The sequence below is a fragment of the Sulfitobacter dubius genome, from assembly GCF_900113435.1.
Lineage (GTDB): Bacteria > Pseudomonadota > Alphaproteobacteria > Rhodobacterales > Rhodobacteraceae > Sulfitobacter > Sulfitobacter dubius.
In genome coordinates this window covers 546,002-569,704 of the sequence record NZ_FOPG01000003.1, presented here as the reverse complement: position 1 = coordinate 569,704, position 23,703 = coordinate 546,002, and the positions used below count along the sequence as shown (strand labels likewise).

Here is a 23,703-nt window from a genome sequence, read left to right as displayed (position 1 = left end):
CGCTCACTCAATCAATGTCTGATATGAGAGAACTTAAACTGCATTACTCGAATTCGGCAAAACCAACCTATGTTCAGAGCCGAACCGCATTTACCGCAGAAAACTGATCTCGAAAGTTGTTCCTGGATCATTCTCTGACACGGTTATTTCGGCGCCATGCAGATCACAGATTGCTTTTGCTAATGCTAGGCCAAGGCCATTCCCAGGACTGTTCCGACTTTTTTCGCCCCGAAAGAACCGTCGAAAAATACGCTCTCGATCCTCGCGTGCGATCCCCGGACCGTTGTCAGTGATGCGCAAGGTCGGGCCGGCAAGTGTGCTTTCCGCCAAGACCAGAACCTTAGAACCAGCGGGACAATGTTTGATTGCGTTCTCGACAAGGTTCGACAGTAGTTGCGTCAGAAGATTTCCATCGCCAACAACCTCAAGCTGTTCGCCCGGCACCTTAGTGGTCAACTCAATGCCAGCATCCTCGGCCGCAGGCTCAAAGACCTCCGTAACATTGGCTATGATCTCACAAAGATCGTACAGCCCAAACCTTTCGCGACGGTCACTCCCCTCAATCTGGGCGATACGCAAAAGGGCGTTGAAGGTCGCTATGATTTCTTCAGTTTGATCGAGACTGGCTGAAATATCGTCCGGGCGGATCGTCGGGCTGTCTCGTAGTTTCTCCAGCCGCTGCCGAAGATGCTGAAGCGGTGTGCGCATATCATGGGCAATATCATTCGAGATTTGCTCTTGGCTTTCCAGCAGGCGTTTGATCTGACCGAGCATACTATTGATCTCGGTTGATACCCGCGAAAGATCATCACGAGCCTTTGGGGCCGTTGAAATACGGGAGGCGAGGTTGCCAGCGGAAACCTCCGCGAGGGTATTTGATATCGCCGCAATCCGTCGCTCGGTGATGCGGCCTATTCGGATACCGACGATAAGGCCGAGGATCACAACCGCCAAATAGCCTACCACCAAAGCCATGCCGAGCGCTTCCAGTATCTCCAAGACGATATGGTCTCCTGTCCCTTGGATCAGGAGATAGGGGCCAACATCATCTGCGCGCAGCCAATAGCCGGTGACCTCGTCGTGGATTTCTCCAGCAAGTGGCAAATCCTGTGCCGGAAGGTAGTCTGGCAAAGGGCTTGCAAAGGTCGAGGACAGGTTGCCGGAAACAATCGCGCCGTCTGAGTTTAGAAGCTGGTAAACCCGGGCATTCTGAAAGCTGACTTCGGCGAGGGCATCTACGCGGTCGACCAGCATCTCATCGCCGCCCAACTCAAAGATTTCAACGAGTGTGCCCGCATCGCTGCGCATTTGGTCGAGGACCCAGTCTTGAACCTCGTATTGCGTGAACCAATAGGCCAAGGCGAAGACCAGTGCAGAGAGCACCGAATAGAGGAACGAGTATTGCAAAGACAGCCTTATGGATGTCCTCAACGCGGATGGACCTTTGCGCGCGTGCTTATCCATGGAGGCTGTATCCAGCGCCCCGAACCGTATGGATCAACGGCTGGTCGAAAGGTTTGTCGATTTTGTTGCGGAGGCGGCTGATATGCGTCTCAACGACATTCGTGTTAGGATCAAAGTGAAAGTCCCAAACTGCCTCTAACAACATGGTGCGTGTCACCACCCGCTCGGCGTTCTTCATTAGGTAGGATAGAAGGCGAAACTCACGCGGCTGCACGGCGATCTCTTGGCCGGATCTGCACACAGTATGGCGGATCAGGTCAATCTCCAGATCGACAACCTGAAGTCGCGTTTCTTCTGTCTGCATCGGGGGACGACGCGCAAGTGCAGTCAGGCGCGCAGATAGTTCTGAAAAAGCAAAAGGTTTCACAAGGTAGTCGTCCGCCCCGGCTTCCAATCCATTCACCCGGTCGTTCAAACCGCCGAGCGCGCTCAGGAATAGGATCGGCGTGTTAACATTCGCACCGCGCACTGATCTGACGAGGGTCATCCCATCCAAGCCGGGCAGCATCCGGTCGACAACGATCACGTCAAAGTCATTGTCCAAGGCATCAAGGAATCCTTGTTTGCCATCCGACGCATGCTTCGTCACATGACCAAGCGCTTTTAGGCTGGTGCAGATATACTCAGCCGTTTCGCTATCATCTTCTACAACAAGCACCCGCATTTGCGCCCAAGCTCCGTAAGGTATCGAGAAAATAACCTGCTTTGCAGCTTTAAGCCATCTTCGTAATGTTACGGATCGGTATAGTGCCGACCACCTTTTGCAGATCACTGCCGTCCTATGCCCTTAGAAAAAGGACAGGACATCATGGTCGCAATTGATCCCAAATTCGATACAGCCGTGCGGCAAGAGCATGCGGGGCGCTTTGGCTTAACGCGCAGTGACCAACGGTTCCTGCTGTTTGCACTCGGTGCATTATTCGCCGTGCGCCTGCTTGCCATGTTCTGGTGGCCTTTCACGGATTCTACAGAAGCCCGCTATGCCGAAATCGCGCGTAAGATGGTCGAGACAGGGGACTGGATCACACCCCAATTTGACTATGGCGTCCCGTTTTGGGGCAAACCTCCCTTACATACTTGGCTGTATGCCTTGGGGATGAAGCTCTTTTGGTGTTGGGGCCTTTGGTGCGCGGGTATTCATCTTTGCTGCGTCATTGGGGGTGCTAAGCCTTCTTTTCGCCTGGATGCGTCGGCACCGGGGCCCGGATCAGGCTCTGGTCGTGACGGCGGTTCTCGCTTCATCTTTAATGTTTTTTGGCGCGTCGGCCTTTGTGATGACGGACATGGTCATGGTGCTCGGCACGACCCTGAGCATGATCGGCTTCTACAACTATATGGAGGACGGCCCCTCTCGCAGCACATGGGGACGGTGGTTCTTCGTCGGCATCGCAATCGGCCTTTTGGCGAAGGGACCAGTCGCGCTTGTCATAACGGTGATCGCGCTTGTACCATGGCTGGCGCTGACTGGACGCTGGCGGGAATTACGCGGGTTTCCCTGGCTGTCGGGGCTGTTGATCGCCGCAGCGCTGACCCTTCCGTGGTATATCTTGGCCGAGATCAAGACCCCGGGGTTCCTGCGCTACTTCCTTATCGGAGAGCATTTCCAGCGCTTTGTCGTGCCGGGTTGGCAGGGTGATCTTTACGGCTCCGGCCATGAGCAGCCCAAGGGCCTGATCTGGCTTTATGCCGGCGCTACGTTTCTGCCATGGAGCCTGTTTGCCCTGCCCCTGCTTCCCCGAGCCGCCTCTTACGTCAAGGAAATGACAGGGAGTGATCGAGGCTGGCACAGCTATCTCGCGCTTTGGGTCGTCGCGCCGCTGATCCTCTTCACCCCCGCCGCAAACATCTTGCCAGCCTATGCCCTGCCCGGGCTTCCCGCAGCGGCGGTTCTTCTGGTCTCGCTTTGGACTCAGGGTAGAGGCCGACCGGGGTGGTGGGCGCGGAGCACGGTCTTCATGGCCATTGTTTTTGTGGGGCTGGCATTTCTATCTCTGACCATTCTGGCGCGTTACCAGCCCGGATCAATCACCTATCGGTCAGAGCGCAGATTAGTAACCGCGGCGCAAAGTTACGATCCTGATGTGCAGATCACCTATTGGGGCGGTCGCAGCTTTTCTGCCGAGTTCTATACGCGAGGCAGAGTTCAGTTCACCAAGCGAACCGCGACATCCGATAGCCGTGCAGACAATGGCTTGCGCGACGCGGTAGCCATCCCGGCATCTATCGCCTCAGAACTGGTTCCCTTTCTGGGTTCGCGGTTCGATCCTGCCGGACGGTTTGGGCATCGCATCTTGTTCGTCGAAAATCTGGATCGGGAGGTAACACGATGAACCGTCGCCCCGAAAGCTATGTTAAGCCTAAGCTCGTTCCTTCTCCACAACCTATTCCCGATCTTTCGTTTGTGATCCCCGCTTTCAATGAGGCGGGCAATATCACCAGAACGGTGGCCAAGGTGGATGCGCATGCCCGCAGACTGGTGAGTAGTTTCGAGATCATCATCGTGGATGATGGCAGCCTCGATTCCACCTTTGAGGAAAGTCGAGCACTCTGCGCCCAATATCCGCTTCGTGTGCTGCGACTGTCGCGGAACTTCGGCAAGGAACATGCGATCATGGCCGGTCTGGAGAGTACAGTGGGGGCGGCGGCGGTCATTCTTGATGCCGATCTTCAAGAACCCCTTTTTCATCTCGAAACCATGCTGAAACATCGCGCCGAGGGGTATGAGATGGTCTGTGCTGTTCGCGCGCAACGCCGGGACGAGACATGGCGCAAACGGGTTTTCACCCGGGCGTTCTATGCCCTGCTGAATATCGGCGGCGACACCGCGATACCAGCCAATGCGCGCGATTTTAGGCTCATGGATCGACGGGTTGTCGATGCGCTCTGTGCCTTGCCTGAGCGCAATCGCTTTATGAAGGGGCTGTATGGCTGGGTCGGCTTTCGCACCAAGGCTGTGGCGATTGAGTTGGCCCCGCGGGCGACCGGAGCCTCTAAATTCGGCTTTGCTGGATTGTTCAAGTTAGGTTTGACCGGCCTTACGTCCTTCACCGCATGGCCGCTAAGGGTTTGGACAGGGATAGGTATGACCATTGCTACCTGTTCAATTCTCTACGCCCTCTGGATTGCCATCCGCACCCTAGTCTTCGGCATCGAGGTGCCGGGGTGGTCGACACTTGTGGTGGCCGTCATGTTGCTGGGCGGCGTGCAACTTATCTCCATCGGTGTGTTGGGCGAATACCTCTCGCGGGTCTTTACGGAGGTCAAAGGCCGTCCCGGCTTTATCATTGCGGAAGACTTTTCTGCTGATCGGGAGCATCTATGATGTGGCGCCAATTTTTGCGTTTCGGGATGGTCGGCCTGTTTGCGACCATCGTTCATATGATGATCGGCTTTCTACTGATCCAGTCAAACTGGCAGCCAGAGATGGCGAACCTGCTCGCCTTCACAATCGCTTTCGTGGTCAGCTTCATCGGCCATCTCGGCTTTTCCTTTGCAGACCAAGAGGTCAGCCTGTCAAACGCGCTCTGGAAATTCGCGCTTGTCGCCCTGATCGGCTTTGCCGGCAACGAAGTGCTGCTGATTGCTTTGTTATCGGTCGGTAATCAGACTGAAGTCATGAGCCTGTGGACCTCAACCGGGTGCATTGCATTTTTGACTTTTGCGCTCAGCAAATTTTGGGCGTTTCGCGGTCCTGCGCAGCCCCGCTGACTGCCGTCGGTGCTGTCGCAATGGCTGTGATGGCTCTGGTTGAAATGTGCAGCCCTGCAAGCCCGCATCCATGGCCGGATCAACACCTTACCAATTGGTAATATTGCGGCAATGGTCCGATCATTCGGCAAACTCTACTGCTTCGTTTAAGGAGAACCAGATGAAGAAAACCGCCTTTCGAACCCTATTGGCAACAGCAGTGGCCCTTATTCTTGTTGCCGGGACCGAAGGCCAGGTATTCTCCGTCGCGGCTTCTGGCATACGGTCATTGGCGAGCCCTCTGCAATCAGACATGTTCGACACAAACCGGGTCCACAAACTGGATGTGACGCTGCCATTCTCTGTTCTGGCGGCAGGTGACATCGCCTCCTGCGCAAACGGAGGCTACTTGGGTAGAACCGACAGAAACCTGCGCTATGCGGTTGGTCTTCCCCGGGCAGAAGCCACACCGAACGAGGGCATGATAGACACCACCAGCATCTTGGAACAACACCCCGAAACGGCAGTGCTTGCCTTGGGGGACCTGGTTTATAAACGCGGAGAAGCCGTGGGCTTTGAAGATTGCTACGACCCCTATTGGGGGGCTGCTTGGGAGCGCACATGGCCGACCCCTGGAAACCACGAATACCACTCCCCTCTTGCATATGCATACTTTGACTACTGGCAAGATCGCGCAGGGCCAGACCGAAGCGGCTATTACGCTCTGCAAGCCGGGAACTGGTTGATCCTGTCACTCAACAGCGAGATCGATGCGTCCGAAGGGTCTGCACAGGCGAAATGGGCAAAAGAAGTGCTCGCAGCGCATCCCGACAGCTGCACTGCCGCATATTTTCATAAACCCGCCTATTCGAGCGTGGTGCGCAGCGGATCGAACGATGCACGGGCGCTGTTCCGGCTTGTCGCTGAGGCAGGTGTCCGCTTCGTCTTGCATGGTCATAATCACTTCTACGAACGCACCGTGCCGCTGGATGCCGAGGGAAAGCCAACAGAGGGCGGCACAATCGCCTTCGTGGTAGGGGCCGGCGGCAAGTCGACACAGGGCAATATTGAGCCTGCGGCCTTCTCTGAGCGGCTGATTACCGGGACAACAGGCGTGCTGAAGCTGACCTTCACAGATGAGGCGGCCATCTGGACCTACCTCACCGCCCCCGGATCCGAGGAAACTGACAGCGGCTTGATCCCGTGCTGAAACGGGCAATGCTGCCCAACCTACCGCATAGGCCCGAGCATGTTTGACTTTATCACCTCGCTGCTGGCTTCAACGGGGAGCCTCGGCGTCGCCGCCCTGATGTTGTTTGAGAACGTCTTCCCGCCGATCCTTTCGGAAGTCATCATGCCCTTCGCCGGCTATCTCGCGGCGAATGGTGACCTCTCCTTTGTAAGTGTGGTGATCGCCGGCACGATCGGTTCAGTTGCAGGAGCTTTTCTGTGGTATTGGATCGGGTCAGCAGTATCTGAAGCACGGTTGCGCAGGCTCATCGCGCGGCACGGCAGGTGGCTGACCATCTCAGAGCAAGACCTTGACCGTTCCCTTTCGTGGTTTCGGCGCAATGGTGGCAAAGCGGTGTTTCTGGGCCGGATTGTGCCGGGGGTTCGAACGCTGGTATCCGTCCCAGCCGGCATGACGGGGATGCCGCTGCTGCCATTTCTTCTCTACACAGGGTCGGGCAGCCTCCTCTGGACGGCTGCGCTCACCATTTCAGGCTATCTGCTGGAGGCGCAGTTTGCCAAAGTCGAGATGTGGATCAATCCGGTGACAAATGTTCTGCTCTTGGGCCTTCTCGCTCTTTATGTCTGGCGGTTGCTTCGCCCTCAGGCACAAAGATGACGCCGGTGGAAAGGCGCAGTTCAGACAGTCTCAATCATCGGCCGTTTGCAGCACTTTAAGAATCTTATGCACTAGGCTCTTCGCCGGCGCTTTTTTCGCCGTCTTTATGGCCAAACAACGACGCTCCCACATGGGCATTCGCAGAGGTTTCAAATTCAAGGCTGGAGTGGGTGATGCCGAAGTCATTGGCGAGCTTTTTCTTAACCTCCTGCTTTACGACCTCAAGATCCGACCAATCTCGCCCCACCAACACCACATGGCAATCAAGAGCCACCTCATGCTCTTGCATCTGCCAAAGGTGAACGTGATGCACATCCCGGACGCCATCGACATTGTTCATCGCCTCGACCACTGCGCCTGCATCCATGTCGGGCGGACTGCCCAGCATCAGCATACGGATCGGACCGCCGATTTCAGTAAGGGCCAGATAGAGGATATAAAGCGCGATACCGATGGTAATCGCGGGATCGACCCACCGAAGGTCGTAAAGGATAATGAGCGTGCCACCGATAATCACAGCGACCGAGGCCAGCGCGTCTGACAGGTTATGCAAGAACAAAGCCCTGATATTCACGCTGTCCTTCTGCATCGAATAGGTCAGCAGCGCCGTCAGTGTATCGACCACCAGCGCAACAGCGCCCAGAATGACCACCGTCCAACCCGCCACCTCAGGCGGATCAATCATGCGCATCCCGCCTTCGTAGATCAAATAGATCCCGACCAGAATGAGCGTGGTGTAGTTGATCAGGGCGGCAACGATTTCAATTCGACCATAGCCAAAGGTCATCCGCGCATCTGCCGGACGCCGTGCGATTTTGCGGGCGACAAAAGCGATGACCAATGAGGCCATGTCCGAAAAATTGTGCAGCGCGTCCGCGATAAGAGCGAGCGACCCCGCAAAGACACCGCCCACGATCTGTGCCACCGTCAGAAGCGCATTCGCCCAGATTGCCAGTGATACTCTGCGGTCTCCGCTTTCGGGGTCAATATGGGCGTGATCATGTGCCATATGTGCTTCCTACCGGTTTAGGGCCAGAACCGTTGCGTTTTATGCAGCCTCGTAGCGTGTGAAGACTTCGCTGCTGCCATCACGGGCAATCAGATAGACGTCATATGCGTCGCGCTCACTCTCCGGTCCCATCCCCGGCGAGCCATAGGGCATTCCCGGCACGGCGAGGCCGATAGCATCCGGGCGCTCTGCCAGCAGTTTGCGGATGTCGCCGGGCGGGACGTGGCCTTCGATCATATAGCCCTCGATCTTTCCGGTGTGGCAAGAGGCCATATTCTGCGGAATACCGTTGTCTTGCTTGTATTTAATCAAGAGCGTCCCCAAGCTGCGTTCCGTGGTCACGGCAAAACCCTCGTTCTCCAAAATCTCGATCCACGCCGAACAGCAACCGCAATTAGGATCTTTCATTACATGGATCGCGGGCTTTGCTTCAGCCAAGGCCGCGAGGGGTGCGGCGGCGGCAAAACTCGCGGAACAGGCCAGCAAGCTGCGTCGTGTGAGGGTCATGTAAAATCCTTCCAGAGGTTCAGGCTGTCGTTTCATCTGTTGCATGGGTTGTAGGGCAGCGGCCGGGTTCGGCCAACCGCTCAGCGAAAGTTGGGCGGAAAGGTAGCAACCGCAGGGCGTTGAGCGTAACCAAAACAGCCACCCCAGTGTGCGCCAAAATCGCGATCCAGAGGCCGGTGACGCCAAGCACCGTGGCGACAAGGAACCCGGCCTTCAGCTCAAGGTCGATGGCGATTTTCTGCCGGATACTCCCGATCATGGCACGTGCAAGGCGGATTTGGCCTGCCACATCCGTCACCCGCTCGCGCAGGATCGCGGCATCGGCGGTTTCAAGAGCCACATCGGAGCCGGGACTTTCAGCAGGCCGGACAAGCCGGGATGCCCACGCCGCTGCAAACAAGGCGCCGCTGCCGAGCACCAAGTAACCTTTCGCAGTTTGATGCCAAACCGGGTCCAATCTATCTTTAGGCGCAGAGTCTCGAGGAGCGGCCCCTGCCCCACTGATCAGCGCATCGTCCGGTAGGATAAAACCGCCCGTGGGCCTCTCTGTCTTCGCTCCCTTCGTCGAAATGCCAAAACCAATGCCGCGGGTGGAGAAACAGCCATCCATATTTGGAAATTGTCAAATGCGTGGTGGACCAGTAGTTCAGCAATTCTTTGCTGAAATTCAGCCTGTTCGCGGAAAATCGGCAAAGCATGTAGTGATCCACTGCCAGCAACGTTAGGTCACTATCAGGTCCATACTTCTCCATAAAAGGCGTGTGTTCTTGAGGCAGCGGGGCATGGCAATAGAGGATACTTCAAAATGCAAACTCGCAACAAAGGCTCACTTTTCGGCCGTATATTGAGACCATTTCAAACGACGGGCGCGGACTCTATTGACATAGAAAGTGGAATGATAGCGCGGGAGGAAGGTCAGTACGATCGAGCGCATGAAATTTTCGGCGCTTTCGCCAAAGAGGGAAATGCTGAAGCTCAATGTGAGTTGGGCCGCCTGTACTTTGACGGGTTGGGCGTGTCGCAGAATTTCGTGACATCTCTCGAATGGGCGCGGAAGGCCGCTGATCAAAACCATGCAGGCGGGCTTAACTCTGTCGGTGTGTGCTACCGGAATGGGCTGGCTGTCGACGCTGATCTTGATGTGGCGATGTCCTACTTTGTTCGCGCGGCGGAACAAGGGTCCGTCAAAGCCATGTTCAACTTGGGCAATATGCACGATCTAGGAGGGGAACTGGCACATGACCCCGACCAAGCGCTGAGCTGGTACGAAAAGTGTCTGAAGGCCGATGGGAGCTTCGCGCTTGCAGCTTACCGTGCAGGCGTATTGGTTCTGCAAGGTTCTGATCCGGACCCCGACCGTGCCGTTGGTCTTTTGCAAATTGCTGCGGACCAAGGTTTGGCGGATGCACAATACACCCTAGGCCTTGTGTATGATGAGGGCATGGGCATACCCGTTAATCATGCCAAAGCAAGGACCTATTACCTTGCCGCTGCCAATCAGGATCATCCTGCTGCCCAGATCAATCTGGGCAACTTGTACAATGAAGGGATCGGGGGCTCACAGGATCACCAAAAGGCAACAGAATGGTACCATAGAGCCGCCGAAATGGAAGTGCCCGCCGCTGAGATCAATATGGGCAAACAATATCAAATGGGATGGGGCGTTGCCAAAGATATGGATGAAGCGCTTGCATGGTATCAACGCGCGGCAAACGGCGGGGAGCCTGTAGCCTACCTAAATATTGGCCTTATGTACCTGAATTGGGATGGTATCGAGCAAAGCGATATTGACGCCGCACTATGGCTTTTCAAGGCTGCGGAATGTGGCGAGCCGCGGGCCATGCGCTGGATGGCGACGCTATATGATGAGGGGCGCGGTGTGCCGCTGAATTCCGTCCTTGCGCTGGCCTATGAGCAGTTAGCTCATGACTTTGGTGAAGCTACCGACGGCGCTGCATGGCATGAGTTTCGGCAAAAGCTGAACGATGCCGAAGCGGAAAAAGCGCTTGCGCTGGCCGCAAATTGGTCAGTTGGGATGCCCGGTCTTCGTGCCGGATGACGAACAAACGCAAGTACCCTGCCAGCGGGCTGACGGGGTGCTTGCGTCTGTGGGTGAAGCCAAGACGCGCTAAATAGAATGCGCTGCGACCGCAATCGCATAAGCGCCAATCTTTTTAGTGATCTAGGAGAGATTGGCTCCGGCGGTAGGGATCGAACCTACGACCAATTGATTAACAGTCAAGTTTTGGGGCCCATCCGACGCTAACCATTCAGAACGCACACCCCTTAAAAAATGTGGAATCACTTGTATTTAGACCGATTTCCCTTAACACTCATTAGCACCGGGTAACGCCTCAAATCGGCGAAAATGTTACCCCGGGTAACGCTCGGGGTAACGCCCGGGCCTCACACAAGAGGTCAGAGACGACATGGCGAAAGCACTCACCACGACGGCAATCGACGCAGCCAAGTCCGGCCCGAACCGCCGCGAAATCAGCGACGGCGGGCAAGAGGGCCTCTTCCTGATCGTGCAGCCGTCGGGCTCGAAGTCGTGGGCGCTACGCTATCGCTCGGCCGGGAAGCCAGTTAAGCTGACGCTCGGCTCGTGGCCCGCCATGTCGCTCGCCAAGGCACGGGGGGCGGCCGCCGAGGCGCTCGAAGCGGCGAAGTCTGGCGACGATCCCGCCGCCAAGAAGCGCGCCGAGAAGGCCGCCCGGCTCGAAGTTGATCTCTCCGAGCGCGACAAGGTGAAAACGCTGATCGGGCAATACGACAAGCTACGCCTTAAGGGGCTTCGCAGCCGGGCGACGGTACGCCGGGAACTCGATCGCTTCGTCGTCGCTGCGTGGGGCGAGCGCGACATTCACACGATCGCCAAGCGCGACGTGATCGACCTTCTCGACGGGATCGCCGAAAGCGGGCGGGCCGTGACGGCAAACCGGGTGCGGGCCTACGTCAACACCTTCCTCAACTGGTGCGTCGAGCGCGATATCGTCGCCATAAGCCCGGCGACGGGCGTGAAGCGCGTTGTCAAAGAAGCGAGCCGCGAGCGCGTGCTCTCCGAGGACGAAATCCGGTGGCTCTGGCGGGCTTGCGACGAACTCGACCTATGGGGGCCGTTCACGAAGACGCTCTTGCTCACGGGGCAGCGGCTTGGCGAGGTGGCGGGTATGCGCGAGGCCGAGATCACCGGCACGACATGGCACCTTGACGCCAAGCGGACGAAGAACGGCCGGGCGCACGACGTGCCTCTCTCCGACGCGGTGCGCGACGTGCTGGCGAGCACAATGAAGATCAAGGGTGCGGGCTATCTCTTCACGACGACGGGCGCCTCGGCTCTCTCGAACTTCCATCGGGGGCGGGAAGCCGTCGCCGCGAAGATGGCCGAGGTCGCCGCCAAGGAACGCGGCGAGCCCGTCGAGATTCCGCATTGGACCTTCCACGACCTTCGCCGCACGGCGGCAACCGGCATGGCCCGGCTCGGCATCCCCGTTCGCGTCACCGAGGCCGTGCTCAATCATGTCTCGGGCACGGGTGGCGGGATCGTCGCCGTCTATCAGCGCCACGACTACGCCGACGAGAAGCGCGCCGCGCTCGACGCATGGGCGCGCTACGTCGTCTCGATCGTCGAGGGAAAGGCCGAGAACGTGATCCCGATTCGGGCGTGAGCGCGCGCGAACGGTGCGGATATTCGCAGCATGTGGCGAACTTGCACCGAACTTTGTGACGCCGTGTGACACGGTGTTACAAGAGCGAACTCGCCTCAAGCGACGTGCGAGCACACGGTATCTAGAGCTATCAGAGGCGAACGATACGGGGCATCTTCCTTCGTGTCGCCGGGCTCACCGGCGAAGAGCAAGAAGGAAAACGGCTATGGACCGACCCGAATACGTTCCCGCACACGTCGCTCGCCGCGAGATTCTCGGCGTCTCGGAAATGACCGTGTGGCGCTGGCGGCAAGACCCGTCGCTCGGCTTCCCGAGTCCCGTTCGCATCCGCAATCGGCTCTACTTCCGAGCCGACGAATTGCGCGACTGGATGGAGACTCAGCGAGCCGTCGCCGCCTGACTTGAAGGCCCCGCCGGATAGCACCCGACAGCGCCTGAACGAGCTTTTCTGCGCGGAGCCGAACCCGCGCATCAAAACCCTACCACTCGCCGCGCAAGCGGCCAAAAAGAACGAGCTTAAAAAGCCAATGCAGATCAAAGACATGGCGTCGCCTCGCGAGCCTAAATCCGCCCTCGGCGCGGCGCTCGCGTACGCCGCCGCCGGGTTTCCGGTGCACCCCGTCAAAGGCAAGGTGCCTCTGACTAAATGGAAGGGTGCCGCATCGACCGACGAAGCAACAATCCGGGGATGGTGGGAACGATGGCCGAATGCGAGCGTAGCTCTCGTCACCGGCACACGATCAGGGCTCTTCGTCGTCGATCTCGATATCGACAAAGCGACGGGCGAGGCTATCGGTGAGGCGTCGGCCGCGCGGCTCGGGCTCGCTGAGTGCTTCGAGGGTGCGCCGGTCGCGCGCACCGGCTCGGGCGGGCGGCACGTCTTTTTCAAGGCCGAAGAGGGGTTTGAAAATTCTGCCGGCAAGGTCGGCGAAGGGATCGATACGCGCGGCGAAGGTGGCTTCGTGGTGGCGGCCGGATCGCCCGGCTATGAATGGCTCGGGCCGTCAATCGTCGAGCTTGCGCCTCCGCCGGTCCCCGAGAAGATCGGCAAGGCGATCCGAGCCTCAAAGAAGAAGGATGGCCCCAAACCCATGCCCAGCGCATCCTCTGCGGCGGACGTCGTCGCTTTTCCTATGGCGGCGCTCGCCCGGCAGCTCGACGTCATGCGCGCAGGCGAGGCTGGCAGTTGCGCATGGGCCGAGCAAGCCATGCTCGCCGAGGCTGGCCGCGTCATTGCGGCCGCCCCGGGCACGCGCAATCACACCCTCAATCGAGCGGCCTTTTCTCTTGGGCAGATCGTGGCAGGCGGCGGACTTGATCGCGCGCGCGTCGTGGACGCTCTGACCCGAGCTGCACGCGCCGCCGGGCTCGATGAGCACGAGATCGGCCCGACTATCGAATCCGGCCTCAACGATGGCGCTGCAAGTCCGAGGACTGCACCCGAGCGGCCGTCAGGGCACCCCCAGGCATCGCTTGCCCCCCTGCCCGCGCCAGACGTGCTCGCATGCCGCAAAGCCGCATTAGCGGCGCGCATGGTGCGGGCAACCGACGTGCGCCCGCTTCTCGCCGCGCCCTATCTCGTGAAGGGTTGGCTCGATCGTGGCGCAATGTCGGTCGTCTATGGCGAGAGCAACGTCGGCAAGAGCTTTTTCGCCCTATCTATCTCGCACGCCGTCGCAAAGGGCGAGCGTTGGGCGGGGTGCCGCGTGGTCGGCGGACCAGTGTTCTACGTCGCTAGCGAGGGCGGCCGATCCTTCGTAAACCGCGTGGCTGCCCTAGACAGGCCTTCCGAGCGGCTCGTGGTGATTCCTGTCTCGATCGATCTCTGTGGCTCAACTCTCGACGTTGAAGCAGTGGCCGCGCTCATCCGCGACGAGGCTAAGGTACACGGCGAGCCAGCGTTACTGGTAATTGACACGCTCGCACGTAGCATGGGCCAAGGCGATGAGAACACCGCGCCCGATATGGGTGCTTTCGTGCGCAACGTTGACACGATCCGCGAAGAAACCTCGGCGCATGTCATGGTGATTCACCACTCAGGCAAGGACCGGGCTAGAGGCGCGCGCGGGCACTCCTCGCTCCGGGCGGCGACCGACACTGAGATCGAGTTAACCGGCGAGGCCGGGATCGTAGTCGCCGAAGCAAAGAAGCAACGCGATATGGCTAACGGAAGGCGCTTCGCCTACCAACTCGCAGAAGTCGATCTCGGCGAGGACCAAGACGGCGATGCAGTTACGACATGCCGTGTCGAGCCCTGCCACGTGCCCGAGAAGAGCGCCTTGACGCCGATCTCGCCCGAACAACGGCGGGTGCTCGAATCTCTGCGCCAGTTCGTCGGCGATCGCGGCACACCAAATCCGGGCGGCACAGGCTGGCCCGAGCCGGGAGCGCGAATGACTGTAGATCTGGTCGAGTTTAAGCGGTTCGCAGCGGCAAAAGAACCGGACGCTGAAGAGCCGAAAAAAGCATCACGTCGGGTACGTGATATGCTTATGAAGCTGGAGGGGAAAGGTCTGGTCCGATGCAACGAAGGCCGCATCTGGATCGTGCCGCGCGGTGGGAACGTGGGAACGTAAAGGAACGCGTGCACCTCTGCGTTTTCTGCGTGCCCTTGCCGTCGAGGGAACGCGACGCGACGCGCGCTCTATAAGAGCGCGTCGCGCGTTCTCTACGTGCATTAGGCCTGCAGGGCGATAAATTGGATCGGAAGAGCATTCCCAAATTTGACGACTGACCGCCTCCGATTTCAGCGGTTGACTGTGCAACTTGGTAGTTTAACCTCAAACCCACGATCGGTAGTGCAAAAACGCAAAGTCTCGCCAGCCCTTGGGCACCGATCGTTCCACCTCAATACATCGGATAGTCACGATACTTCGATGGCCATAGCGATCCACTTTTGCCTCGGATCGCGTCATGGAAGCGTGTTCGCCAATAGCTTGAAGATGGCGGTTTAGCATATTGCTTGCAATAAACGTAAATGTCAGCCAGCTGAACAAGGCGGCTGTGGTGAGAGTGCGCAAAATGGACCGTATCCACGAGGCGCTCTATCTTTCTTCCAAGCGCCCAAGACGTTGTGCCAATCCGGTATTGTGAAAGGTTGGTGATCGATGGAGTTATCATTTTGTGATCGTAGTCCCCGAAGAGCATCCCAATATCTGATCTGGACTCTAGGAAAGCCTCTGCCTTTTCGACAAAGAACATGAATGTGTCTCGTTCTGGATCGGTGGGGAAGTGAACTTTTGAGGGTGTCATACGCGCATATATTTTCGAGACCGTAGATTTTCCCAAAATATCAAGAAGCCCTTCGAGCATCTCAACTCGCTCTTCGCCGCCTCGTCCCTTGCAGTTCCCTTTGCCTTGCGCGATGTCCCTTGCGTGAAATTCAGTGTCCTTGCTTAAAACCTTACTGCCAAAGTATTTTTCGGCGAGTTCGTTCATCTGGTCTTCGATGTCCTGCGCGTCGGTGTGTTTTACTGCAATTCCACCGAACAACTGCGCCTCCTGCGCCGGGGGGTCATGTTTAACCTCATCAAAATAAATCAAGAACAACTATCATCCCCTTTCTGCCCTCTCGTCGCAGTAATGCAAGGGGAAGTTGTGTTTTGCAAGGCGCGTCACGAAGGCATACAGCATAGATAGCCGGTAAATCTCTTATACTTTTTGGGCACAAACCGCATGGGATAGCCAAATTCTTACTTGGTAGAAATGCCGGTTTCGACGCGGCGCTAATCACCGCTGTCGCGCTTCTCGATCGCCGCCCGCGCTCCTTCGGGAAGAGCTGCATAAACCTCGTCAACGTGCTTTGGTTCAGAGATCATTTTATCCGCGATCAAGTTCATCAATCGGAAAAGGCTTTCCGCCGTCGCTCGATCGTCTCGAAGGTCAATTTGTCCGGGATGCACAGCGTTGTTCCCGATCACGCGCACCGCATCGAGCGCCTTTTGCACCCGGGGATCGAGGCCACCCGCGACCAGCGCCTTGATATCTGCGTTGATGTTTTCCCCCGGCTGCCCGAGTTCCTTGCAGAGCTTCTGGATCCCGAGGCGGATTAGCGCGGCGGCACCCCTTGGCGAGAGATCGAGGATCACGCTCGCTTCATCATAGTCGCGCCGAACGTCTTCGGGCAGATCGGGATTGGCGGGAGGTGCTTCGCCACGCTGCGGATACACAAGCCGATCATAAATCCAGATCGAAATATCATCGCAGTTGTAACACTGGCTAAACGAAAGGTTCGTCAGGGCTTTATCCACGTTCGTTCGGTTGTGTTCCCAAAAGGGAACGCCTTTTGCAGCGCGTTCCGCCCACGCCTTTAGGTGGGCGCGCTGGTCTTTGTCTTCGATATGGTCGAGCTTGAGTTCCTTGAGTCTTTCTTCGGATATTATCAACGGGTGCGAGTCTTTTTCCATCGGCTCCGCGTGAGCGGCAAACCAGAACTGCTTCGCGAGAGCGCCGCAATGCGGGCAATTAAAGGCGGTCTCTGTCGCGGAAGGCGGAACAAATTTCATCTTAAATCCTCGAAACTTACGTAGGCATTTAGTTAGCCGATCGCCCCTTCGAAGTCATCATTGAATGGCTGCGCGAGCGCACGGCGGCGTGCAAGCGCAGCCGCACGACACCGTATAGCCTAGTGTTTGACCACAACGAGCATCCGGCGCCGAAGCCGGGCAGAAGGAAACTCGCCATGAAGACGGCTCACGCTCTCGCGAAAGAACTTCGCATCCACTACGGACTCGCGATCAATTCAAGCTACTCGGCCGCCTATGCTGTCGCGCGCTCGCGCGGGCTGATCCGCCCGAGCGGCGGTGTCGAACTCGATACGGCCGCCAAGGCTGAGACGATCCTTGCCGTGATGGCGCAGGGTTCCGGACTTGGAGGCGACACCGACCTCTTCCTCGCTACGATCCGCCGGAATGGCTCGGCCGAGACGCTCGCTGACCTGATCCGCAAAGTCGAGGCAGGGAACCCCGAACACCTCCGCGAAAGCTGGCTGGCGATTGACGCGATCGGCCGGTGCCGCTGGATCTATGTCGAAAGCCTCGCCGCTTCGTCGGTAGCGATCGGTCTCACCGACTTCGGCGGGAAGCCCGGGCCGCGCTGCGCTGCGATCGACGGCGGCGCGCTTGCCGAGTTGCTTGCCTGATCCTTCTCCGGCCGCGCGGCGCGGCCAATGAAGCGTGTCACCCGTATATGGCCGGGCAATGCGCGCTTCGTGAAAGACGATCGACCACGGCCTTTTCCCTTCGCCGTGGGAGTCGCGCCGCAAGTTCCGGGGGCCTTCCTCGGCGGGTGCGCCGCGCATCCGTAACCAAGCGGTACCTCAACCCGCGCCCGAGCGGCGCACCAACCAGAAGCCCGCTAATGGGCCACAGAAGGAACTTTCGTTCATGAAAACTGTCCGTGAACTGCGCGCCGCTCTCAAGGCGAAGACTGACGAGGCGCGCACCGTGATCAACGATGGCGAGAAGTTCGCCTCCGTGGATTCCGAAATCCGATCGCTCTCGGAGCAAATTGAACGCGCCGAGCGTGTCGAAGAGATCGAGCGCAACGTCGAGGGTCGCTCGCTAACCGAGCCCGGGGCCGATGGTGCCGCCGAGTGGCGCTCGCTGGCGCGCGGAGAAGCTCGCTCCATGACCGTTGCGGCCGACGGCGGCGCGATCGTCCCCGAGCAACTTGCGAGCCAGATTCAGAACCGCGTCTCCGATATCTCGCCGATCCGGTCGATCGCGAGCGTCGTGCAGGTTTCGAGCGCCGACTTCACGATCCCGGTGAACGTGCGCGGCTCGGCGTCGCGCTGGTCCGGTGAGTCCGACGACCGCAACAGCGAAACCGCGACTCCGACGATCCGGCCGGTGAAGCCGACCTTCGGCGAGGTGAACGCCTTCCCCGTCGTGTCGAACCACCTGCTCGACGACTCGGCCTATGACGTGGGCGGCTTCATCACCAACAACGCCGCCACCGACTTCGCGGAGGCCGAGGGGGCAGCTTTCGTTGCAGGCAACGGCACCAACAAGCCGACGGGCTTGCTCGCCGTCGCGCCGGAAGCTGCTGGCGACGACACTCGCACCGCCGGTGCGCTGCAATTCGTCGAGACGACGGGCACGAGCGTGATGATCGCCGAAGATATCGTCGATCTCGTCTACAAGCTGCGCGCGGGCTACCGGGCGAACGGCGTCTTCGTCATGAACTCAACCACGGCCGCTGTCGTTCATAAGCTCAAGGACTCGACCGGCCGTTTCCTCTGGACCGACGGCCTTGCTGCCGGGCAACCCGCCCGCCTTCTGGGCTATCCCGTCGTCATCGCTGAGGATATGCCCTCGATCGCCGATAGCGCCTTCCCTATCGCGTTCGGCGACTTCAGGGCCGGCTACACGATCGCCGATCGCACCGGCGTGCGCCTGATCCGCGACGAAGTGACGAAGAAGGGTTTCACCGGCTTCTACCTTTCGAAGCGTGTCGGCGGGATCGTCACCGATGACGCGGCGATCAAGCTGCTCAAGGTCAAGGCCGCGTAATATGGAAGGGCACGCCGACATTGAACGGCGTGCCCTCGAACTCCGTGCCGTTGAAGGCGGTCGGATCGAAGGCTACGCCGCCGTCTTTAAATCGCCGAGCCACGACCTCGGCGGCTTCGTCGAGACGATTGCACCCGGTGCTTTCGCCGCCTCGCTCAAGCGGGGCGACGACGTTCTCGCGCTCTTCCACCATGACACGCGGGCCGTACTCGGGCGCTCCACGGCCGGAACGCTGCGCCTCAAGGAAGACCGAAAGGGCCTGTTCTTCTCGCTCGACGTGGCGAATACTTCGGCCGGACGCGACGTGCTGGAAAGCGTCGGGCGCGGCGATATCACCGGCGCGAGCTTCGGCTTCCGCGCGATCCGCGATCGCTGGTCGCATAAGGGGAGCCCGGCAAAGCGCGAGCTTCTCGAAGTCAAGCTTCTCGACGTGACGATCACCCCGAGCCCGGCTTACCCGGCAACCGTCGTCGCGCGCCGCTCTTTGGATAAATTCGACGAGACCGATCGCCGCGCGCGGTACCTCGATCACCTGCGAGGCTATCATGGGATTCTCTGACCTCTTCCGCCGCCGCCAAGTCGAGACGCGCTCCAACGAGACGCTCGCGGCGCTCGGCGCTCATTGGCTTGGCACGCCGTCGGGCAAGTATCCCGCGGAGCAGCTCGCCGTCACGTCCGCCTGCGTCGGTGTGATCTCGGGCCAGTTGGCGGGCCTGCCGGTGCGCGTCTATCGCTTCGAGGGCGATACCCGCCACGAGGCACCGTCACACCCTCTCGCGCGACTTGTGCGGCGTGCGCCGAACCCGTGGCAGTCTTGGCCTGACTTCGTGGAATGGCTGGCTGCCTCGGCGCTCTTGCACGGCAACGGACTCGCCGAAGTCGTCACCGATCGCGCGGGCCGCGTCGTCGAGCTTCGCCCGATCCGTTGGGGGCTCGTGCGCGTCGAACTCGTGAATCCCGGGCGAGTGATCTATCACGTCACGGGTGACGATCTCTCGGCACCAATGGGCACGACGCGCCGCTTGCTGGCGAGCGAGGTGATCCACCTTCGCGCTCGCACCGACGACGGCTTGATCGGCGTTGCGCCGCTGCGCCGGGCTATGGCGGCCGCCGAGCACGCCGTCGAAACCGACGCGCATAGTAAGGCCGTTTGGCGGAATGCATCGCAACCGGGCGGCGTGCTGATGCACGAGAAGAATCTTTCGGAAGCGGCAGCCAAGCGGCTCAAGCAAAACTGGCTCGATCGCTTCGGCGGCGCGAACCGGGGCTCGCCTGCCGTGCTCGAAGAGGGGCTCAAGTTCGAACCCTTCCCGACGCTCTCGCCGGAAGACGCCGAGATTCTCGCCGCTCGCCGGTTCTCGACCGAAGAGATCGCCCGGGCTTTCGGCGTTCCCGCGCCGCTCGTCGGTATCCTCGATCACGCCAGTTTTACCAACTCGGAAACGCTCTTGCGGCACTTCGCGCAAAGCACGCTAGCGCATTGGGCGCGGAAGTTGGAAACCGAGCTTTCCCGCTCGATCCTGACGGACACCGAGCGCGAGACATACGAGATCGACGTTGATCTCTCCGGGCTTCTGCGCGGCGATCACGCTGCCCGGTGGGCGGCCCATAAGATCGCGTTAGAGGCGGGCGTACTCACGATCGACGAGGTCCGCGAGGTGGAAGGGTGGAGTCCGCTTGCCAAGGCACCGCAAGGGGAGGGCATGGCATGAGCGTCTATGCGAAGATCGCCGAGCGTCTCTCGATTGAAGAGGCGCTCGTCCGGGCGGTGGCGTGGGAATTGCGCGCCGCCGGGCTTGCCAGTGGACACCGGCGGCGTGTCCCACCCGAGATTGCGCGGCGTATCCGCGAGCTTGCGGCCGTCGGCCTTAACGCTCGGCAGATTGGCGAAGTCGTTGGCTATTCCCGGGCGTGCTGCGACTCGATCATGCGAGGGGCGACACACAAGCGCCTCGCGTGAGCGCGCATCACTCATTGACCATGAGCCCGTCGGGAAACTGACGGGTTTATTCATTGCGAAAAGGCGTTACCCCAAACGTTACCCCGAGCCCAAAACGACGAAAGCCCCCGAAGGGGCTTGCTCGCAAATCACTGTTTTGACAGGGAGATTTGGCTCCGGCGGTAGGGATCGAACCTACGACCAATTGATTAACAGTCAACTGCTCTACCGCTGAGCTACGCCGGAATGCCTATGTCTGTCTGGTGAGTAACTCTACCGGACAGCGGCTCTTTAACTTGGGCGGTCCGGGGTGCGCAAGGGGAATTGGGCACGAATATCGAATTTTTTTCGGAAATCTTGCCGCCACGGCGAGAATGCTCTGTTTGACGGATGGCGACAGACATCTTCAATCACAGATGTGTGACAATCCCCCCTTCCCCGCGCTTCAGGCTGGACGGCTTACGCCAACTGCGATTGATACTTGCTCAGTTTGCGCAACTCCTAGCACTACAAAGGAAAAATCATGACCTTCCTCACCCCCTACCGGCTGCAAATCTTGTCGCTACTCCGCATCATGTCGGGGCTTTTGGTGCTGCAGCATGGCACAACGAAAATCCTCGGCTTTCCAGCCAGCCAGATGAGCGGCGTTTCAATCACGTCGATGGGCGGCATCGCGGGCGTCATTGAGCTGGTTTTTGGCGTTTTGCTGGTGGTTGGCCTTTTCTCAAGATTGTCGGCCTTTATCCTCAGCGGCTTAACCGCAGCGGCCTATTTCATCGCGCATATGCCGCAGGGGTTCTACCCGATGCTGAACGGCGGAGAACTGGTGGCGCTTTACAGCTTTGCTTTTCTCTACCTCGCGGCCGCAGGCCCGGGGCCTTGGTCGGTCGACGCGATGCGTGACAACGGCTGAGGCCGGATATGAAAAAGGCATGGCCCGTTTGGGGCCATGCCTGACGTTACTACAGGTTATAGCGCGGTTAGAACCCTGCAGCCTGTCCATCCTTGCGCGGATCGGAACCGGCGGAATAGCCCCCTTCGGGCAAGCGCTGCACCAGTTGCGCGCCGCCGAATCCAAAGGCATTGTCGGGCGCTTCGACATGGATCACATGGCCCAGATCACGCAACCCTTGCAGCAATTCCGGCTTCATCGCGGGTTCGCAAGCGACCTCTAGCCCAGACAGCATCCGCCAGCGTGGCGCGTCGGCTGCAACCTGTACGTCTTGGCCCCAAAGCTGGGTGCGCAGCAGCAATTGCATATGCCCTTGAGCCTGGATCGGGCCGCCCATCATGCCGTAAGCCATCAGCGGCTGGCCGTTCTTCATGGCAAACCCGGGGATGATCGTATGGAAGGGGCGCTTGCCGCCTGCCACGATGTTCTGGTGCCCGGCCTCGGTGGTGAACCCAAAGCCGCGGTTTTGCATCGACACGCCCGTTCCCGGCACCACCACGCCTGATCCGAAGCCCGCATAGTTTGACTGGATAAAGCTGACCATCATGCCAGAAGCATCGGCCGTGCTCATCAAGACCGTACCGCCCTTTTTAGGCGCCCCTGCCCCGAAATCCTGCGCTTTTTGGGTCGAAATCAGTGCCGCACGGGATTTCAAGTAAGCGGGGTCGAGCAGCGCCTTTTCATCCACCTCAGTCATCGCCGGACGATCGGCGACATAGGCATGCAGGTCACTGTAGGCGAGCTTGCACGCCTCGATCTGAAGGTGCACCGACATGAGATCGTCGGGACCGTGGTCGCGAATTTCGCTATGCTCTAGAATGCCCAAAGCCATAAGCGCGGCGATCCCCTGCCCGTTTGGCGGGATTTCATGCAGTTCCACGTCGTCGAAGCTCTGGCTGATTGTCCCACACCATTCGGGCGCATTGGCGGCCAAGTCCTCCATGGTCATCGCGCCGCCGTTGGCTTTGGCATGGGCGACGATTTCCTCGGCGATTTCCCCTTCGTAAAAGGCGCGGCCGTTCGTTTCGGCAATCAGGCGCAGGGTACGCGCGGCACCGGGGTTACGGAACCGCTCACCTGCACGCGGGGCGCGACCTTCGGGCAGGAACGTCTCAGCAAAGCCCGGCTGCTTGCCCAGAACCTCGGCACCGCGCGCCCAGAGCGTGGCAATCGTGGGCGAAACGAGGAAGCCTTCCTCAGCGTAGCGGATCGCCGGGGCCAACACCGTCGCCAGATCAAGCTTGCCGAATTTCTCCATCAGTTCGACCCAAGCGCTGACCGCACCGGGAACGGTGACACTGTCCCAACCATGCTCAATCATGCCATCGGGGAACCGCTCGGGTGACCAAGCCGCCGGAGCGCGGCCCGAAGCGTTAAGCCCGTGCAGCTCCTTTCCATCCCACAGAATGCAAAAAGCGTCGGAACCCAGCCCGTTGCCCGTCGGTTCCACCACCGTTAGCGCCGCGGCAGTTGCGATCGCCGCATCCACCGCATTCCCCCCCTGCTGCATCATCAAAAGCCCAGCCTGCGTGGCCAGCGGTTGTGAGGTCGCGACAACATTATCGGCAACCACGGGGGAACGGTGGGACGGGTAGATTGGATCGTGACGAAGCATAGCTGTCCTTTGTTAAGGTAAGGCCAGCGGCACGGTTATTCCGGCCGCCTGCGGCGTTGCCGGCAAACTGAACCCGAATGCATCTGCATGCAACTGCTCTGCAGCGCTAATTCCCAAGCAGTTGGTAATTGGATTTCTGTGAACGATATGATGTGCCGCTCTACCCGGGATTTTCGCCATGATGGCGCATCTTCAGACGCAACATGGTTCGATGATGACGAAAGCTATGCTCGCAATGAGAGGGGGTGAAAACCATCACCTAGATAGCCCAGAGGCGGCTTTCCTCTCTGTACTGCCATGCCCTTGCACAAAGCGACTGATCGGCATCCGAAAAGATGCAATTATGAAGGATACGAGACCAATCTCTAACGTTAACCAACATTCAGAACCTCCCTTTCGCATGGCGTCGGGGCATTCACATGCCCCTACTGCCAAGATTTGCCCCCCGAATGGGTTAGTCCTCGTCAAAAATTCTGCCGAGAATACAGCGGAGGATGACCA

General features: G+C 59.1%; 22 protein-coding genes, 1 tRNA gene and 1 pseudogene. 15 read left to right on the top strand and 9 right to left on the bottom strand.

What is annotated here, in order from left to right; all coding sequences use genetic code 11:
• Nucleotides 1-90: 90 nt before the first annotated feature.
• Nucleotides 91-1,269: a sensor histidine kinase gene (locus tag BM229_RS15260; protein ID WP_167360267.1), complete on the bottom strand. Its 1,179-nt coding sequence runs from the start codon at nt 1,267-1,269 to the stop codon at nt 91-93.
• A 187-nt stretch (nt 1,270-1,456) separates the two neighbouring features.
• A complete protein-coding gene (locus tag BM229_RS15255) occupies nt 1,457-2,128 on the bottom strand; it encodes a response regulator transcription factor (protein ID WP_093928483.1) in 672 nt (223 codons plus the stop codon).
• Between the two features lie 496 nt (nt 2,129-2,624).
• Between BM229_RS15255 and BM229_RS15250 the strand changes: the two genes are divergently transcribed.
• The 5 genes from BM229_RS15250 to BM229_RS15230 all read left to right on the top strand — a co-directional run bounded on the left by BM229_RS15250 (nt 2,625) and on the right by BM229_RS15230 (nt 7,000).
• Nucleotides 2,625-3,794, top strand: coding sequence for a phospholipid carrier-dependent glycosyltransferase (locus tag BM229_RS15250; RefSeq protein WP_244152217.1), 1,170 nt, complete (start codon nt 2,625-2,627; stop codon nt 3,792-3,794).
• Nucleotides 3,791-4,786, top strand: coding sequence for a glycosyltransferase family 2 protein (locus BM229_RS15245; RefSeq protein WP_093928481.1), 996 nt, complete (start codon nt 3,791-3,793; stop codon nt 4,784-4,786). The genes BM229_RS15250 and BM229_RS15245 overlap by 4 nt, the downstream gene beginning before the upstream one ends.
• Nucleotides 4,786-5,172: a GtrA family protein gene (locus tag BM229_RS15240; protein WP_208604094.1), complete on the top strand. Its 387-nt coding sequence runs from the start codon at nt 4,786-4,788 to the stop codon at nt 5,170-5,172. Before BM229_RS15245 ends, BM229_RS15240 begins: the two co-directional genes overlap by 1 nt.
• A gap of 70 nt (nt 5,173-5,242) precedes the next feature.
• On the top strand, nt 5,243-6,361 hold the full coding sequence (locus BM229_RS15235; RefSeq protein ID WP_093928479.1) for a metallophosphoesterase family protein: 1,119 nt from the start codon (nt 5,243-5,245) through the stop codon (nt 6,359-6,361).
• 39 nt (nt 6,362-6,400) lie between these two features.
• Entirely contained in the window at nt 6,401-7,000 is a 600-nt protein-coding gene (locus tag BM229_RS15230) for a DedA family protein (RefSeq protein ID WP_093928478.1), read from the top strand.
• A gap of 64 nt (nt 7,001-7,064) precedes the next feature.
• On the opposite strand, the gene BM229_RS15225 is transcribed toward BM229_RS15230, so the two are convergent.
• The 3 genes and pseudogenes from BM229_RS15225 to BM229_RS15215 form a co-directional block, all read right to left on the bottom strand.
• Nucleotides 7,065-8,009, bottom strand: a complete 945-nt coding sequence (locus BM229_RS15225; protein ID WP_093928477.1) for a cation diffusion facilitator family transporter — start codon at nt 8,007-8,009, stop codon at nt 7,065-7,067.
• A 39-nt stretch (nt 8,010-8,048) separates the two neighbouring features.
• Nucleotides 8,049-8,516, bottom strand: coding sequence for a DUF411 domain-containing protein (locus tag BM229_RS15220; RefSeq protein WP_093928476.1), 468 nt, complete (start codon nt 8,514-8,516; stop codon nt 8,049-8,051).
• A 19-nt stretch (nt 8,517-8,535) separates the two neighbouring features.
• Nucleotides 8,536-8,868 (bottom strand): annotated as a pseudogene (locus BM229_RS15215) (hypothetical protein); the annotation flags it as partial.
• A gap of 453 nt (nt 8,869-9,321) precedes the next feature.
• On the opposite strand from BM229_RS15215, the gene BM229_RS15210 reads away from it, so the two are divergent.
• From BM229_RS15210 to BM229_RS15195, 4 genes are all read left to right on the top strand, one after another.
• Entirely contained in the window at nt 9,322-10,575 is a 1,254-nt protein-coding gene (locus BM229_RS15210) for a tetratricopeptide repeat protein (protein ID WP_093928475.1), read from the top strand.
• 370 nt (nt 10,576-10,945) lie between these two features.
• Nucleotides 10,946-12,184 (top strand): tyrosine-type recombinase/integrase, encoded by a 1,239-nt coding sequence (locus BM229_RS15205; RefSeq protein ID WP_093928474.1) that lies wholly within the window; start codon nt 10,946-10,948, stop codon nt 12,182-12,184.
• 205 nt (nt 12,185-12,389) lie between these two features.
• Nucleotides 12,390-12,584 (top strand): helix-turn-helix transcriptional regulator, encoded by a 195-nt coding sequence (locus BM229_RS15200; RefSeq protein WP_093928473.1) that lies wholly within the window; start codon nt 12,390-12,392, stop codon nt 12,582-12,584.
• A gap of 1 nt (nt 12,585) precedes the next feature.
• On the top strand, nt 12,586-14,760 hold the full coding sequence (locus BM229_RS15195) for an AAA family ATPase (protein ID WP_093928472.1): 2,175 nt from the start codon (nt 12,586-12,588) through the stop codon (nt 14,758-14,760).
• Nucleotides 14,761-15,031: 271 nt separating this feature from the next.
• On the opposite strand, the gene BM229_RS15190 is transcribed toward BM229_RS15195, so the two are convergent.
• Both BM229_RS15190 and BM229_RS18305 read right to left on the bottom strand, forming a co-directional pair.
• The gene (locus BM229_RS15190) at nt 15,032-15,733 is read right to left on the bottom strand and encodes a DUF3800 domain-containing protein (RefSeq protein WP_093928471.1); all 702 of its coding nucleotides are present in this window, start codon (nt 15,731-15,733) and stop codon (nt 15,032-15,034) included.
• 176 nt (nt 15,734-15,909) lie between these two features.
• Nucleotides 15,910-16,689 carry a DUF4145 domain-containing protein gene (locus BM229_RS18305; RefSeq protein ID WP_208604093.1) on the bottom strand — a complete coding sequence of 260 codons (780 nt, stop codon included), beginning with the start codon at nt 16,687-16,689 and terminating at the stop codon, nt 15,910-15,912.
• A 176-nt stretch (nt 16,690-16,865) separates the two neighbouring features.
• Here BM229_RS18305 and BM229_RS15180 point away from each other — a divergent pair, with 176 nt between their 5' ends.
• The 5 genes from BM229_RS15180 (at nt 16,866) to BM229_RS15160 (ending at nt 20,656) form a co-directional block, all read left to right on the top strand.
• Nucleotides 16,866-17,324: a hypothetical protein gene (locus BM229_RS15180; protein ID WP_093928470.1), complete on the top strand. Its 459-nt coding sequence runs from the start codon at nt 16,866-16,868 to the stop codon at nt 17,322-17,324.
• A 244-nt stretch (nt 17,325-17,568) separates the two neighbouring features.
• Nucleotides 17,569-18,696 carry a phage major capsid protein gene (locus BM229_RS15175; protein ID WP_093928469.1) on the top strand — a complete coding sequence of 376 codons (1,128 nt, stop codon included), beginning with the start codon at nt 17,569-17,571 and terminating at the stop codon, nt 18,694-18,696.
• Nucleotide 18,697: 1 nt separating this feature from the next.
• Nucleotides 18,698-19,255 carry an HK97 family phage prohead protease gene (locus tag BM229_RS15170; RefSeq protein ID WP_093928468.1) on the top strand — a complete coding sequence of 186 codons (558 nt, stop codon included), beginning with the start codon at nt 18,698-18,700 and terminating at the stop codon, nt 19,253-19,255.
• Nucleotides 19,242-20,408 (top strand): phage portal protein, encoded by a 1,167-nt coding sequence (locus tag BM229_RS15165; RefSeq protein ID WP_093928467.1) that lies wholly within the window; start codon nt 19,242-19,244, stop codon nt 20,406-20,408. Before BM229_RS15170 ends, BM229_RS15165 begins: the two co-directional genes overlap by 14 nt.
• Complete coding sequence (locus BM229_RS15160) at nt 20,405-20,656, top strand: hypothetical protein (protein WP_093928466.1); 252 nt, start codon at nt 20,405-20,407, stop codon at nt 20,654-20,656. The genes BM229_RS15165 and BM229_RS15160 overlap by 4 nt, the downstream gene beginning before the upstream one ends.
• A 150-nt stretch (nt 20,657-20,806) precedes the next feature.
• On the opposite strand, the gene BM229_RS15155 is transcribed toward BM229_RS15160, so the two are convergent.
• Nucleotides 20,807-20,881 (bottom strand) — tRNA-Asn (locus BM229_RS15155).
• Between the two features lie 277 nt (nt 20,882-21,158).
• Between BM229_RS15155 and BM229_RS15150 the strand changes: the two genes are divergently transcribed.
• Entirely contained in the window at nt 21,159-21,548 is a 390-nt protein-coding gene (locus BM229_RS15150; protein WP_093928465.1) for a DoxX family protein, read from the top strand.
• 67 nt (nt 21,549-21,615) lie between these two features.
• On the opposite strand, the gene BM229_RS15145 is transcribed toward BM229_RS15150, so the two are convergent.
• The gene (locus BM229_RS15145; RefSeq protein ID WP_093928464.1) at nt 21,616-23,202 is read right to left on the bottom strand and encodes a gamma-glutamyltransferase family protein; all 1,587 of its coding nucleotides are present in this window, start codon (nt 23,200-23,202) and stop codon (nt 21,616-21,618) included.
• Between the last annotated feature and the right edge of the window lie 501 nt (nt 23,203-23,703).

Bases quoted from the DNA above. Each gene is read 5' to 3' on its own strand.
- BM229_RS15255 (WP_093928483.1), bottom strand. From the start codon at position 2,128: ATGCGGGTGCTTGTTGTAGAAGATGATAGCGAAACGGCTGAGTATATC.
- BM229_RS15245 (WP_093928481.1), top strand. From the start codon at position 3,791: ATGAACCGTCGCCCCGAAAGCTATGTTAAGCCTAAGCTCGTTCCTTCT.
- BM229_RS15240 (WP_208604094.1), top strand. From the start codon at position 4,786: ATGTGGCGCCAATTTTTGCGTTTCGGGATGGTCGGCCTGTTTGCGACC.
- BM229_RS15235 (WP_093928479.1), top strand. From the start codon at position 5,243: ATGGCCGGATCAACACCTTACCAATTGGTAATATTGCGGCAATGGTCC.
- BM229_RS15230 (WP_093928478.1), top strand. From the start codon at position 6,401: ATGTTTGACTTTATCACCTCGCTGCTGGCTTCAACGGGGAGCCTCGGC.
- BM229_RS15225 (WP_093928477.1), bottom strand. From the start codon at position 8,009: ATGGCACATGATCACGCCCATATTGACCCCGAAAGCGGAGACCGCAGA.
- BM229_RS15220 (WP_093928476.1), bottom strand. From the start codon at position 8,516: ATGACCCTCACACGACGCAGCTTGCTGGCCTGTTCCGCGAGTTTTGCC.
- BM229_RS15210 (WP_093928475.1), top strand. From the start codon at position 9,322: ATGCAAACTCGCAACAAAGGCTCACTTTTCGGCCGTATATTGAGACCA.
- BM229_RS15205 (WP_093928474.1), top strand. From the start codon at position 10,946: ATGGCGAAAGCACTCACCACGACGGCAATCGACGCAGCCAAGTCCGGC.
- BM229_RS15200 (WP_093928473.1), top strand. From the start codon at position 12,390: ATGGACCGACCCGAATACGTTCCCGCACACGTCGCTCGCCGCGAGATT.
- BM229_RS18305 (WP_208604093.1), bottom strand. From the start codon at position 16,689: ATGAAATTTGTTCCGCCTTCCGCGACAGAGACCGCCTTTAATTGCCCG.
- BM229_RS15180 (WP_093928470.1), top strand. From the start codon at position 16,866: ATGAAGACGGCTCACGCTCTCGCGAAAGAACTTCGCATCCACTACGGA.
- BM229_RS15175 (WP_093928469.1), top strand. From the start codon at position 17,569: ATGAAAACTGTCCGTGAACTGCGCGCCGCTCTCAAGGCGAAGACTGAC.
- BM229_RS15170 (WP_093928468.1), top strand. From the start codon at position 18,698: ATGGAAGGGCACGCCGACATTGAACGGCGTGCCCTCGAACTCCGTGCC.
- BM229_RS15165 (WP_093928467.1), top strand. From the start codon at position 19,242: ATGGGATTCTCTGACCTCTTCCGCCGCCGCCAAGTCGAGACGCGCTCC.
- BM229_RS15160 (WP_093928466.1), top strand. From the start codon at position 20,405: ATGAGCGTCTATGCGAAGATCGCCGAGCGTCTCTCGATTGAAGAGGCG.
- BM229_RS15150 (WP_093928465.1), top strand. From the start codon at position 21,159: ATGACCTTCCTCACCCCCTACCGGCTGCAAATCTTGTCGCTACTCCGC.
- BM229_RS15145 (WP_093928464.1), bottom strand. From the start codon at position 23,202: ATGCTTCGTCACGATCCAATCTACCCGTCCCACCGTTCCCCCGTGGTT.